The following is a 12,441-nucleotide window of genomic DNA, read 5'->3' as shown; positions in this document are numbered from 1 at the left end:
CTCGACCACCCGGACCTGACCCTTTCCGGCCCACCTCTCACTCTCAAAGCGCAGCATGAAAAAAGCGCCCCGACCGGACGGCGGGGCGCTTGTCAGTGTCTTCCCGGGATCATCCGAAGCGGCGACCAGCTTCGGTGAAGGTGTATTCATTGGCGGCGATGGTCTCATCGACCACTTCGTCCGATGACAGATAATCATATTCGCGTTCAAGCTGGCGGTAGAGCCAGCGGGCCAAATCGCACAGCGCCTCGATGATCGTCTCCTCTGCATCCTCCGTCATGTCCTGCCAGGTCGGGCTGTCGCGCTCGACCGAGATCGACATGCAGTATTCGTGATAATAATGGCCGCGATGGCTGACATCGGCGCGAAGTTGATAGAAGTTGCGGCGCTGGACCGCCTGAAGGGCGTCAGCGATGCGGTGCAGTTCGGTGGCCTGCGGGGCGTATTCCCGGATCAGGCGTGGCGCATGTTTCCGGTAGGAATAGAAGGTCTCGAAGCACGCACCGTCGCCCTGCGAGCAGAAGCCCCGGAACCAGATGCAGGGGTCTTGCCGTGTGCCGCCGCCCATCAACCGGACGGTGCGGGTCTTGAGGTTCAGCCCGAGGATTTCCGCGATGCGCTGGAAATCCTCATAGACGGCGTCGTACCAGTCATAGTCGAAGCCTCCCTCACGATACCAGGCACGGGCCTTGTCCTTCGCAGCATCGGACAATTCGCCCAAGCGATAAACGGTGGTTTCGATGACCTCAGGCATGGGGGTCTCTCCCTTCCAGAACCGAGGAAAGCCAGCCATCGGTATAGATCCAGTCCACTGTCTCGCCGGTGGCGAGATCAAGGACTTGCGCCCCACCACCAAATCCGTCGATGCGCGGTTTCGAGCAGCTATTTGCGTACTGGAAACCCCACAATCCACTCAGGCCAAATTCGGCAGCGCAGCGTTTAACGAATTGGATGACATGCACAGGGTCACCCGTGACATCATCGCGCATCCAGAGTTGCGTGCCGCCATGCTCGGGCTGGATTGACAAGATGAACCCGTCCGAGGGTGGGTCTTCGTCGGCGTTCTCGCCTGACAGCGCTGTGTAAAGTTCCAGCGCGCGGGCGGCGTTTTCAGGCGTCCCCACATCGAGCAGGCAGGAAAAATGCGTGTAATAATCAGCCATGATGGCCTCCGGACATGACATGGCCCGGCGTATGGCCGAGCCGAATGGGATGGAAAGGGTGAAGCTCAGGCGGCCTGCGGCAGGCGGAGCAGATCGGCCGAGGTTTCGCGCCAGAAGGGATCGACCAATCGGGCCTCCAGCGCAGCGGCGCGGTAACGCAGCCGTCTCGCATCACCGGGGTCCGAGGCCCGGAACGCCATACCGCGCAGGCGGCTGGCCTCGGTCACGATCCTGCGTGCCTCGGCATCGGATGCGACTGGCTGTTGCCAGAGGATAATGCCGGCGCGGATTTCACCGGCGAGGACCAGGCGCTGATCTCGGTCCTGAATGAGCATGATGCGCGGCTGAAAATACGGGAAGCTGTCCGGCCCCGTGCAAATATCACCGCGCGCCACGCGCAAGGCTGCGGCCTGGATGGCCTCTTCCGGTGACGGGCATTCGCCAAGCGGGATCACGCGGTCAAAGCTGTTTGCCACGTCACTGGCGTCATAGCTGGCTACGCCGAGGCACGAGATGCGCAGCGGCAACTTCTGCGCCTGATAAAGCGCGGGCAGAACATCGGCAGCCAGAATATGACCGATGGAACGGAAGGTTTCGGAACGGACAAAGGTCATCGGGATCACTCCATGACGGGCGCCGGTGAGCCTCTCTCTCCGACCCTCAACCCGTCACGGCCGAACGGCCCGCACTCTTCCTCTCTGACCGGGGCAGCCCGGTTCCGCTGTCGGCGATGGGCAACCATCGCGACGCGCTGAAGGCCCGGTCGCGGGCTTGCCGCGGCCAGGCCGTCGGGGATGAGGCGCTTTCGCGCCTTATTCCCACGGGTCCAGCTCCAGCTTCACCATGTCGTCGTCGCCGTCGAACTCGGCGGCGGGGCAAGCGGCGTGGGTGCCGTCTCCGGCCTGGAACACAACGATCGAAACCATCAGCGTGGCGGCAAGGCTGGCGGCGAAGGCGGTGGCATCTGCGTAGGACATGGGTTCCGGCTCCTGTCTTTGGAGGCGGGGGACCATCCCCCGCGCGACAGGCGCCCGAAGTGTCTGACCGGATCTGCAATCACCCGAGGGCGTTCGGACTTTTTCCGAATCCCCGAGGGCGGCACGCGCGCGTAAGCCGACCCCTTTGGGGTTGAATGTCAAAGAGACGGATCGGACCAAGGTTTGCGAATGGAAGCGGGGGTGGTTTTTCGCATCTGACAGGATGCCGGGTACCCGTCGCAGATGCTCTGCCGCGCCGGCCTTGCCATCATGCTGGCATCAGGATCGTGTTCCCTTCAGGCCAGAGATGGCTGCCGCTTGTCCTGATGGGAATGGCGGATTGCATGGTGAAGCCGGATTGGACCCGTCCGGTGCAGTCCTCCCACCCTCACGGCCCGACACACTGCGATTGGGTCTTCAGCTCCAAAGCCCATCGGCAATTTCGCGGGCTATCATCGCGCGCGCCTTCATTATCAGATCATCGCCCGAGGTATCGATATGACCGAAGAAACGGGCACGAGCACCATGAGCGGTCCACTCGGCGTAGCGGCAATACTCACGGGCATCGAGCCGGAACACCCGCATGTCTTCGGCCCAATGGGGTTTGGGTTCCACGACGACGGTAATGCCGTCGCGGGTTTCTTCCCAGGGCAGTGTACGCTCCATCGGACGGTTTTCCCGATCCTGGGCAAAGATTTCATCGATGTCGATACTGATCTGCATGGCGGCTCTCCAAAGAAAAAGCCCGATCACGAGGACCGGGCGAGTTACGGAAACGGAGCGGTTGGAACGGGGGACCGAAGCCGCACCGCATGAGTGCTATTCAGCAGCGACCATATGCTGTTCTTCCTCGTCGTCAGCCGGATCGTCCTCGCCATCGCCGGAGAGGAAATCGGGCAGATCGTCGGCTTCCGCCGCAGCGGCCGATGCCGGATCGACTTCGATACCATCGTCCACCATGCGCAGCGGCTCAGGCAGCCAGCCGGTCTCGGCCAGAAGGCGTTCGGCTTCCTTGGCCATGTCGCCCTTCTTGAGGTGCCCGATCAGATCGGCAGCCCGGTCTCCGGCCCCTTCGCGTACGGCTTCAAGGATACGCGGCTTGGTCACGCGACCGAGATAATTGCCAACCGTCGGCCGCCAGCCCACGGCTACCATGTCAAGGCCGGTTGAACGCGCGAGCCGGTCAGCCTGCGATAGGCGGATATCCAATCCGTGCTGACTGACGCCCGTGCCGCTGTAAGGATTCGGCTTTTCATAGAGCGCGTTGACACCGTAGCTGACGCAATGGGCGAGCAGATCCATGCGCGAACCATCGTCCAGATCGGTCAGCCAATCCCAGAGGGCGGCATCGTCTGCCGGGACATGATCACCCCAGCGTTCATGCCGGTCTGCGATCGACTTGGCGGAGGCGCTATCGCGCAGATCCTCGGCCTGCGTGGGCAGATGCACCTCGCGGACCTGTGCTTCCAGGCACCCGCGGCTGGAATGCGGCATGAAGCAATCCATGACCAGCCTGTGCAGCAGTGCCGTCATGGCGACATGCGGGTTCACGGCCACCGCATCCCGCAGCGCCAGTGTGCGATGCGCGGTCAGTTCGCTGACCAGGCGATCGGGCAGCGGCTTGATGGTGTCGGCCTCGTCTTCCTCCTCAGTTTCGACCGTCTGGCCGCCCAGCGTGATAACCGCATGCATGCGGCTTGCCTCCGGTTCTGCCCGCTGGATCACCTCGCCGGTTTCCGGGTCAACAATCTCAGCTTCCGGTTCTGCAGGCGTTTCATCCTCCGCGCGAACATAGCCGCGTTCGATCAGCAATGCGCCATCGGCGTCGATACTGATGAAGACACCCGCCATGCCGATCTGGTCCGGCTCGAAGGTCATCGGGCGGCGCTCGAAGGTTTGCAGCGCCTGTTCGATCTCGCCGAGGCGGGCGTCGATCTCGTCAGGCAGTTCATCCGCCTCGCCATATTCGGCTTCAAGCCGGTCATATTCGTCGCGCAATGCCTCGCGGGTGGCGCGTTCCTCTTCGCTCAGATCGACCGTGGTGCCGACAATCTGGCGCAAGCCATGATCGTGACCATAGGGAAAGCTGATGGCGACCTCGATCCACTTCCAGCCCTCGGCGGCGATGGCTTCGGCTTCCGCCTTCAGTTTTTCGCCAACCAGCCGGTCGAGCAGCACCGGATCTTGCAACCAGCCACCATCGTCCTGCTGGAATAGATCGCGCAGGACGCAACCGCCAGCTCCCTCATAGGCGGCAATGCCGACGAAAACCGCCCGCTTGTCGGCGGCGCGGACTGTGGTTTCGGTCAGCAAGCGGCGGATGTGGTAGGGTTCTTTCTGCCAGCCATCCTTGATCGCTTCCCAGACCTGCTCCTGGCGGGCATGGTCAGAACTGACGCTGAAAGCCATCAGCTGCTCCAGCGTCATGCCGTCCTCGGCATAGACGTCGAGCAATGCCGGTGAGACGGAAACCAGGCGCAGGCGCTGCTTGACCACCTTGGCATCCACGAAGAAGGCGGCGGCGATGGTTTCCTCGGTCATGCCCTTTTCGCGCATGGCCTGGAAGGCGCGAAACTGGTCGAGCGGATGCAGCGGTGCGCGCTCGATGTTCTCGGCGAGCGATACCTCGTCGATCAGCACATCGGCGCTGGCCTCCGACACGACGCAGGGGACGGGCGCGATTTTGGCGAGACGCTTCTGCTTGACCAGCAATTCCAGTGCCCGGAAACGGCGACCGCCAGCGGGCACCTCGAATATGCCGGTTTCCTTGCCCTCGGCATCCACGACCGGGCGGACATGCAGGGACTGGATCAGGCCGCGGCGGGCGATGGACTCGGCCAGTTCCTCGACCGATATCCCGGCCTTGACGCGCCGGACGTTGGACTGGCTGAGCACCAGCTTGTTGAAAGGAATGTCGCGCGAGGACGACAGGGTGATCTTCTGAACGGCAGTGGCCATCTCAGTTACTCCATGACGGACGCCGGTGAGCCTCTCTCTCCGGCTATCAGCCCGTCACGAAGCGAAGCGCCGCCCTCTTCCTCTGAAGAGAGCGACGCCAGCCACAGAACCTGAAACCCGGAAATCAGGCACTCCGGTTTTCCGCATCGACGGATGTACGGGCAAAGCTCGCGCCGACGCGGTAGAGCAGACGCTCGGCGGCGCGGATGCTGCCAGTCTCGCGGGCGGCCTCGGCCCAGACCGAGATCGGGAAATCGCCGGTGAACAGCAGATCGCGCTCGATGCCCATGCCGAAGGGCAGCCGGACTGACTGCATCTCGCCAAGGCTCCACGAACCCAGTTCGGGATGGCCGAGATCCGCCAGGCCGAACATGATGTCGTCATCCTCATCCAGTTCGGTAGCGAGCCAGACGCCTTCACCGATGGGATTGAAGAACTTCACGACCGGGATGTGATCCTGATCGCGCTGGCGACCATTCGCCAGCAGACGGTCTCGCTGTGCGCCGGTCAGGAGGATCATGCCGCAGCCCTCCGGTCGGTTTCGCTCGCATCCGGCTCCCCGGTGTCCTCGGCAGGCAGATACGACAGCAGCCAGTCCGCCGCCTTGCTGGCCTGCGAGGCCGCGCGGACAATGGCGCGGGAATCCTCGCGCATGACCTCCAACCACGACCCGATATAATCGGCATGGCGGACGGTCGGCACGATCCCGAGCGCGGCGCAACTGAAAGCTGCAGCCTGTTCGGCGACATATCCTGACAGTCCAGCCCTAATGTGACTTCTACCGCAAATTTTCGGGGCGCTTATCATGCGGCGATCTCCTCAGGCTGGGGCTGCTGGGCGTGCATCCAATCGGCGGCCGCCTGCGCCTTGCTGGCGGCGGTGAAGATGGCGCGAGGGTCGTCTTTGAGTGCGCGCAACCACGATGCTACGTAGGCGGCATGATCGGCCCGCGGATGGTGAGCGATCCTGAGGTCGGCGAGTACGAACGATGCGGTCAGTTCAGCGCAAATTTCCTCGATCGCCAAGCTGTCGCGCTTGAAACGTTCGGCAAAGTTGCGGTCGAGCCGGTGCTTTGCCCCTGTGGCGTGGGCCGCCTCATGCAAAAGCGTGCCCATCTGTGCTGATGCATCCCGAAACGAGGCAAAGGTCGGCATGAAGATGTGATCGAGGTCGATCCGGTAGTGCGCATCGTAGGCGCCCTCGGTGATCGGGATCTTGAGGGCCGCGACGAAAGCTTCGGCGTGCCCGAACCGCTCGCCCTCGGGTAGAACTGCGACAGGTGGGGGTTCATAGCCCTCGACCTGGGCGAGGTTGAACACGGTGAAGGCCCGCGCGAACATGCGGCCGGGTCCGGCTTCGCCATCGTCATGATCATCATCGGCGCGCGATGCGGCCTGTTTCCAGAACACAACCGTCGTTCCGCGTTCACCTTTGCGGACCTGTGCGCCAAGCGATGCCCACTGGCGATAGGTCCCCCAAAGACCGCTGGAATAGGCAGCCGCTTCGGCTGCGATCCAGAGCGCGAGCACGTTGACGCCGCGATAGCGGCGGCGAGAGGTGACGTTCTGCGGCCTGGTGGTGGCAGCGCCATCATGGTGCCAGGGCATGCGCCAATCGCCGGCCCCGGCTTCGATGGCAGATACAATCTCGGTGGTGATGCGCGAATAAACGTCGGCTCGCGGCGTCGCAGGGTAGGATCGGGACATGGCAGGTCTCCACGACGGGCGGAGGGAAACTGTCTTCCGCTCCTTCAATCCGTCACCCGCAAACCCGCCTCCTCTTCCTCTCCCGCCATACCGTTATGCGGTGTGGCGGTACCCGGTGCGATCTGTTCAAGAACACGCTGGATTCTGGCCACCTCGGCCTGAAGCGTCACCCGCTGCGGCTCTGGAAGCCGCTTCTCGCGCAACAACAACCGTGCCTCATCAGCACCGCGCTGCCATGCCGGGCGATGCCGTTCGGCGATGCAGGCATTGGGGCAGCGGACCGGTTCGCACATGGAGATCATTGGCCCGCTTGCGCCTGGCTCCGAACTCCGGTTCAGGCACAGGGCGGTTGCCGGATCAAAGAAGCAATCGGCCAGCGGGCCGACATGCAATGTCCGCGCGAGACTGCCCAGCATGGTGCGCAGACGTGGACGGTCGGCAATCATGGCAGGTAGCGGCGCCAACTCGTGGGCGGCAGTATCAAGCACAACTCCGACCCTGTTCGCGGCAGGTCCGCCAAGGCGTGCGCCACTTTGCCGCTCGTCGAAGTAGACAAGGATATCGTCAATCTGGCCAAGCGCACGCTGGGCTTCGATCTCTCCCCGAAATCCGGACCGGCTGCTGCCAGCATAGCCTTCGAAAGCCGCAACGCTCGCATGCTTGTACTGGATCATGCCGGCAATTGTTCCGAAGGGCCGGTTGGCGATGTGCCAGGCGATTGTGCGGCGAAACTGACGCGTTGTCAGACGCCATGGTCGGCCGTCGGGTCCGGCAGGAATGACGGGTGCCTGCGCGGATCCGAAGTGGTCATTGAGGTGATCGCGGAACCGGTTGAGTTGCCGGACTATCTCTGCAGAGACGTGCGTCTTGGTATTGGCCCGAAGCGTGAGGACTGGCCACAGGGTCGTTGTTCCGCGCGCTTGTCCCGCCCGCGCGGAAAGGCGTTCGAGGACATCGATGGCTTCAGCGACCGGCGCGATGGTAACCCACTCGGTCTCCTCGCCGCCGCCGCGCTTGCCCTTGTAAGCAGTGGACTTGATACGATGCCGCAAGATCGTACCGTCTTCGGCTTTGGTAATAGACAGGCATCCCCGCCTCATGGCTTGGATCTCGCTGTCCCGCATGCCTGAGAGAAAGGCACATACGATATAGGCTGCGGACTGCAGCATGACTTCCTCGAGGGGCAAAACCTTGGCATCGAAGCGGGTGCGCCAAGGCATGCCCGTATCGGGATCGGCAGAATTGGGCGTATCCATGCCGCCAATCTCGGTGCCGAGTTCTGCGATGGCAGCGGCGATGAGGTCTGGTGCACCCGTGGCCAGGCCAAGGTGCATGGCAGGTTCGGCCTGCGCGTTGATACCGGCATGGAGGTGGATCAGGTGGTAGTTGATCGGCGGCGTGACGGCGCCGGTTTGCGGATCTGTTCGCGTTGCGCCGTTATGTGCCGTGGTCCAGATCGGAATGCCGCGCCCATGCTGCCGCAAGGATGCAACATAGTCGAGGAGGCGTTGGCGTTGCCGTAACCGACGAACAGCGGGATCCAGACCTTCCTCAGCGGCAATCAGACGGTTGCGCGTTGCTTCAAGGCAATCGAGTTCTGCCCGTGCGGCAAGGATATCGCCTGCGTAGCAGGTCACGTAGCGCAACGACCAGGAGAGCAGCGGCGTCATGATCGCTTCAGGAATGCGCGGCGTCCGGTTCTCCCCTGCAATATGCTTTGCGCCCGCCACGGAAAACGGACTTCGTCCCGGCCACGGTTCGAAGGACAGGCGCGCAGTCGGCAGATGATGCTGCAACTCGTGCAGGTCAAAGACGATCCGCAGCAGCGCTGCCGCTGCAACTGGGCGCAGCCCGGCTAGGCGCAAGGCTCCGGCGTAGCGATCGACCAGAGCCTGATCGACCCGGGCGAGATCGAAACGCCCCAGCTGAGCCTTGACGAAGTCGAAAAAGCGCAAGGTCCGGTTGGCCTCGCCGCGCACCCCGGCCGGCTCAAGCCGCGAACGGTGACCGGGGAGATCGACATTGAGCCGCGCATGGAGAATCTGGCGCAGGGCATCAGCAATGGATGGGTCTTTGATACCGCCGAAATGTACCGTGACATGGCAGCGCCGCGCGTTGTCGCGAAATACGCCGGGAGCCAGATCCCACACTGGATCGCCGTATCGTGAAATATGCGCGCGATCGCAGCCGGGGCGCAAAGGCGCGGACATAAGCACAGGGAGGGCATCGCGCTCATCGTCGCTCTCCGCCAGAAGCTGGACAACGGTCATGCCCGTGCCTCTGGCGGCAGATAGACCGTGGGAGGGTCGTTCGCGACTTGCGCACGGGCCCTTGTCACGACGTCTTCGGCGAAGGCAGGCAGAATCTGCTGAACGATGCGATCATGGGCATGACCAAACTTGGCGGTCCAATCAGCAGCACTCAGGCCGATCCGCTGAGCGTCGACGAAGGAGAGAAAGGTGAGAATGGCAGGCAGCTTGCGCGCGGTAATGACCGCGTTGCGGCAATCGAGGCAGGCCCAGAACGGTGTAGGGCATGGCGTGCCGGCGGATGCGAAGGGACTGGAATAGAAGTTGCCACAGCTTGCAAGCCAGACGTCTTGTTCGCCATTGAGCAGTGCGGTTGAAATGCCCCCATCATCGGGATCAGGGCTTGCCAACTCGCCGCGCAGCCGGTCCTCGTCTTGAGGAGGCAGGATCATTGGACCAGCGAGCACCTCTTCGAGGGCATCTGCCACGGTTTGCTCGTGCAGCGGTCTGAGGGAGGGAATATCGGCGTAGTGCCGTGCCGCGATATCGACGGTATGACCTACGGCGAAGCGGGCCATGTGGCCTTCGGTCTTGAGATACCACAAGGCCTTGTGCGTCTTGCGCAGATACGAAAGACACAGGTGGAGCGGTTTACCCTGATCATCGGTAATACAATGGCGCTGCGTCCAGGCACTGACCTTCAAGCGCAGTTGACGAATACCTGCGGTGATCTCGCCCGGCTGAAAATAGACCCAAAGGTTATCGCTGGAGTTATGGACCCTGGCCTTGGACGATAGGGCGATGATGCGTCGGATCAGACCGCCAGCGGTGGATGAGCCGCGATCACGCACCCGGATTGTCTTGTGCTCGGCACCGTGTGCCCGCAGCTTGGTGTAGGCGATATCGACGGTACCCCCTGCGGCATTGCGCAGACAATCGAGGGTGAGCGACTTGCAGCACTCCAGCTCAAGCCCTGTCTCGATTAAGAGCAGAACAAGAAGCGGGACGATATCGTCGGCAGTAAGATAGTGGGCTGCGTGGAGGCTCAGGTTAAGCCTGTCACTGGTGAGATCGCGCTTTTTGCGCAGCTTGTACAGGCTCTGAAACGTGGGATCACGGTAGCCCAGAACACCGTATGTCTCGATGGCAGCATGGGCTTTGCAATATGCGCCATCGATCTGCGGCACCTCATCGAACTGCGGCCCCGACCGCAAGCGCGCCTCGATCGCAGCGATATCCGCGCGTGCCGCATCGCGCAGCTGGCGGGCTACATACGGACTGTAGGCATCGCGTGGACGGGAACGAACGTGTGCGTGTGAGCTGACGTAGCGCAGTCGTTCCCGCAAGCCGCAATCGACAAGCTCGGGGCTGTCGTCCGCGATGCGACGAAGGACGGAAACGACCTTGGCGACATAGGTTGGTCCATGCACGCAAGACTTGCCCTGCGCGCTGAGCCATGTCTCAAATCCATCAATGTGATGGGCACGAAGGTCAGCAGGGCCGTTGATCCCGTCGCCTGTCCCGGCCAGGTAGGAAAAGAAGCTTGGCAGCTGGTTGGCGTATGTCTTGAGCGACGAACGTACCATGATGGGGCCGCGCGGAGCAGCCAGCATGAACAGGCTCCGGGCAAATGCGAGCGCCAGGCCGCGTGGCCGCAAGCCCGTGAAATCGACGAGCAGCTCGCCGCCATATAAGGGATGAATCATGAAGCGCAGCGTGCTGATCTGCGACCATGGATCGGCTTGGGGCGCAGCCGTATCTGCCGCGAAGCTGACCTTGCGTCCTTTGCGTGGAGCAGCGGTCATGATCGAAGATAGCCTGGTACGAGTGCCAGCAGTTCTTCGACTGCCGCATCAACGGTATCGGCACGCGTGGCGAGGTGATCGAGATAAATAGAGGTCGTCGCGAGGCTCGAATGGCCAAGCAATCGCTGGACCTGTTGAAGCGGATCGCCGACCAGCTGGCGATAACCTTCCATGGCGCCCACTGGTGCCGCTGCGTCGGCGAGGCGGCGCTGGATCAGCATGGCAAGCATGTGGACTGCAAAGGAATGCCGGAGTTGATGGGGGCTAAGCCGGACCGGGATGCCGGCGTCCGTGCAGCGGCGGCTCGCCCGTGCGAAGATCGCTTCCCACGAGTTGGGCAACACAGGATGGCCCACCTCGGTCAGCCAGAGGACCGCGGCTTCGCGCGGCGTTCCATCGTCAGCGCAAATAACAAGCCTTGCGCGTTCATCCGGTGTGACGACCTCTATGTCCATCGTGCCACCGCCAACGAGATGCAATGCACGCTGCCCGAATGAGGGGCTGTGGATGAAGATCGGGCGGTCGATGGCTTCCCAGCCACGGCGCTGTGCGAACTTGGCGACGGCTGCGGCTCGCTCAACGGCGATGTAGGCGTCAAACACCGGCAACAAGCGGCGCGGCAGCAGCATGCTTCGCCCCCTGTCACCCTTGGTGAGTGCCGCCGGAAGCTCGACCCGCCGCTGACGTTCCGAGCGGGCGTCGCAAACCGGAATCTCAGCTGCGAGCAAGTGGGATGCCTCTTCCAGGCGCAGGCCGGTGGTGACCAGCAGATCGGCGAACAGCGCGTTGCGCGCGCCATTGCGGTCACGCGCTCCAGGACGCTCGGTCCCTTCAACGGTCAGGCCGCGCAAACCAACTTCCCGGAAGGCGCGGTAATCGGTGAGATCGATGAAACGGACGTCGGAACGACGGGCTGCGCGCTCATAGGCGTTATTGCGGCCCGTGACCGCCGCACGGCGCCCATCGTGCGATCGTCGCCAGACCTGACGATGCGTAAAAGGTGTACGCTCGATCAGCCCCTCCCGTTCGGCCCATCGATAAAGCTTGTCGAGCGAGGCAATCGCCCGGTTCCACGTCGATGCAGAAATCCGGAACTCAGCATCGCTGCGCCGCCGGGCACGATGATAGGCACCGACATCATCGGCATCGGCTTGCCAGACAGACTTGCCGCGGGCCGAAGCGAGAAAGCGAACCCAGACCAGAACATCATAACCATGGGCGCGCAACGAGTGTCGCGAACGCGAACCGTTCAGCGGCAAATCGAGGAAGTAGCGCTCAAGGTGGAGATCATAGATCGCACCATCACGCAGAATTACCGGGATGTAGGAGTCCAGGCCATCCGCCGTCCGGCGCTCCTGAATGACGATCGACGCACCTGAATTATCCACAGCTTGTCAGTCCCTCCCCCGGACCCCCTCCCGACTCCAGATCGCACACGTTGCGCGCCTGCGGGACGGTGGTCATCAGGCCGGATTACGCCAGCTTATGGATAGCGCTTCATCCGGCCTGATGCCCCCCTGCGTCGCGCCAAAGCATACCGTTCAATGGTGCGTCAGGCACGGTGCAGACTGTCCAGATAAGGC

11 protein-coding genes and 1 pseudogene are annotated in these 12,441 nt (G+C 62.7%); all 12 read right to left on the bottom strand.

Features of this window, described 5'->3' with window-relative positions; genetic code table 11:
* Nucleotides 1-109 precede the first annotated feature (109 nt).
* The 12 genes and pseudogenes from L286_RS41210 to L286_RS41155 all read right to left on the bottom strand — a co-directional run bounded on the left by L286_RS41210 (nt 110) and on the right by L286_RS41155 (nt 12,246).
* A complete protein-coding gene (locus tag L286_RS41210; RefSeq protein WP_020818543.1) occupies nt 110-754 on the bottom strand; it encodes a hypothetical protein in 645 nt (214 codons plus the stop codon).
* Nucleotides 747-1,163: a hypothetical protein gene (locus L286_RS41205; protein WP_025160751.1), complete on the bottom strand. Its 417-nt coding sequence runs from the start codon at nt 1,161-1,163 to the stop codon at nt 747-749. The genes L286_RS41210 and L286_RS41205 overlap by 8 nt, the downstream gene beginning before the upstream one ends.
* A gap of 65 nt (nt 1,164-1,228) precedes the next feature.
* On the bottom strand, nt 1,229-1,777 hold the full coding sequence (locus tag L286_RS41200; RefSeq protein WP_020818541.1) for a hypothetical protein: 549 nt from the start codon (nt 1,775-1,777) through the stop codon (nt 1,229-1,231).
* A 198-nt stretch (nt 1,778-1,975) separates the two neighbouring features.
* On the bottom strand, nt 1,976-2,140 hold the full coding sequence (locus tag L286_RS41195; protein WP_009450567.1) for a hypothetical protein: 165 nt from the start codon (nt 2,138-2,140) through the stop codon (nt 1,976-1,978).
* A 417-nt stretch (nt 2,141-2,557) separates the two neighbouring features.
* A complete protein-coding gene (locus tag L286_RS41190) occupies nt 2,558-2,863 on the bottom strand; it encodes a hypothetical protein (protein ID WP_020818540.1) in 306 nt (101 codons plus the stop codon).
* A 96-nt stretch (nt 2,864-2,959) separates the two neighbouring features.
* Nucleotides 2,960-5,098 carry a Spo0J and enkurin domain-containing protein gene (locus L286_RS41185; RefSeq protein ID WP_020818539.1) on the bottom strand — a complete coding sequence of 713 codons (2,139 nt, stop codon included), beginning with the start codon at nt 5,096-5,098 and terminating at the stop codon, nt 2,960-2,962.
* Between the two features lie 124 nt (nt 5,099-5,222).
* Nucleotides 5,223-5,618, bottom strand: coding sequence for a DUF2958 domain-containing protein (locus L286_RS41180; protein WP_020818538.1), 396 nt, complete (start codon nt 5,616-5,618; stop codon nt 5,223-5,225).
* Nucleotides 5,615-5,845: pseudogene (locus L286_RS48070) on the bottom strand (zincin-like metallopeptidase domain-containing protein); the annotation flags it as partial. The pseudogene L286_RS48070 and the gene L286_RS41180, both read right to left, overlap by 4 nt.
* Nucleotides 5,846-5,901: 56 nt before the next feature.
* Complete coding sequence (locus tag L286_RS41170) at nt 5,902-6,804, bottom strand: ArdC family protein (RefSeq protein WP_013039035.1); 903 nt, start codon at nt 6,802-6,804, stop codon at nt 5,902-5,904.
* 44 nt (nt 6,805-6,848) lie between these two features.
* Nucleotides 6,849-9,074: an integrase gene (locus L286_RS41165; RefSeq protein WP_013039034.1), complete on the bottom strand. Its 2,226-nt coding sequence runs from the start codon at nt 9,072-9,074 to the stop codon at nt 6,849-6,851.
* Nucleotides 9,071-10,858: a hypothetical protein gene (locus L286_RS41160; protein WP_013039033.1), complete on the bottom strand. Its 1,788-nt coding sequence runs from the start codon at nt 10,856-10,858 to the stop codon at nt 9,071-9,073. Before L286_RS41160 ends, L286_RS41165 begins: the two co-directional genes overlap by 4 nt.
* Entirely contained in the window at nt 10,855-12,246 is a 1,392-nt protein-coding gene (locus L286_RS41155) for a tyrosine-type recombinase/integrase (RefSeq protein ID WP_013039032.1), read from the bottom strand. The genes L286_RS41160 and L286_RS41155 overlap by 4 nt, the downstream gene beginning before the upstream one ends.
* Between the last annotated feature and the right edge of the window lie 195 nt (nt 12,247-12,441).

The organism is Sphingobium sp. HDIP04 (genome assembly GCF_000445085.1).
Classification (GTDB): Bacteria; Pseudomonadota; Alphaproteobacteria; order Sphingomonadales; family Sphingomonadaceae; genus Sphingobium; species Sphingobium indicum.
Note: the sequence above shows the minus strand (reverse complement) of the source record. Positions and strands in the feature narration are given on the sequence as shown.

What these genes read in the sequence shown, in the direction of transcription:
- L286_RS41210 (WP_020818543.1), bottom strand. Translation starts at nt 754, where the DNA reads ATGCCTGAGGTCATCGAAACCACCGTTTATCGCTTGGGCGAATTGTCC.
- L286_RS41205 (WP_025160751.1), bottom strand. Translation starts at nt 1,163, where the DNA reads ATGGCTGATTATTACACGCATTTTTCCTGCCTGCTCGATGTGGGGACG.
- L286_RS41200 (WP_020818541.1), bottom strand. Translation starts at nt 1,777, where the DNA reads ATGACCTTTGTCCGTTCCGAAACCTTCCGTTCCATCGGTCATATTCTG.
- L286_RS41195 (WP_009450567.1), bottom strand. Translation starts at nt 2,140, where the DNA reads ATGTCCTACGCAGATGCCACCGCCTTCGCCGCCAGCCTTGCCGCCACG.
- L286_RS41190 (WP_020818540.1), bottom strand. Translation starts at nt 2,863, where the DNA reads ATGCAGATCAGTATCGACATCGATGAAATCTTTGCCCAGGATCGGGAA.
- L286_RS41185 (WP_020818539.1), bottom strand. Translation starts at nt 5,098, where the DNA reads ATGGCCACTGCCGTTCAGAAGATCACCCTGTCGTCCTCGCGCGACATT.
- L286_RS41180 (WP_020818538.1), bottom strand. Translation starts at nt 5,618, where the DNA reads ATGATCCTCCTGACCGGCGCACAGCGAGACCGTCTGCTGGCGAATGGT.
- L286_RS41170 (WP_013039035.1), bottom strand. Translation starts at nt 6,804, where the DNA reads ATGTCCCGATCCTACCCTGCGACGCCGCGAGCCGACGTTTATTCGCGC.
- L286_RS41165 (WP_013039034.1), bottom strand. Translation starts at nt 9,074, where the DNA reads ATGACCGTTGTCCAGCTTCTGGCGGAGAGCGACGATGAGCGCGATGCC.
- L286_RS41160 (WP_013039033.1), bottom strand. Translation starts at nt 10,858, where the DNA reads ATGACCGCTGCTCCACGCAAAGGACGCAAGGTCAGCTTCGCGGCAGAT.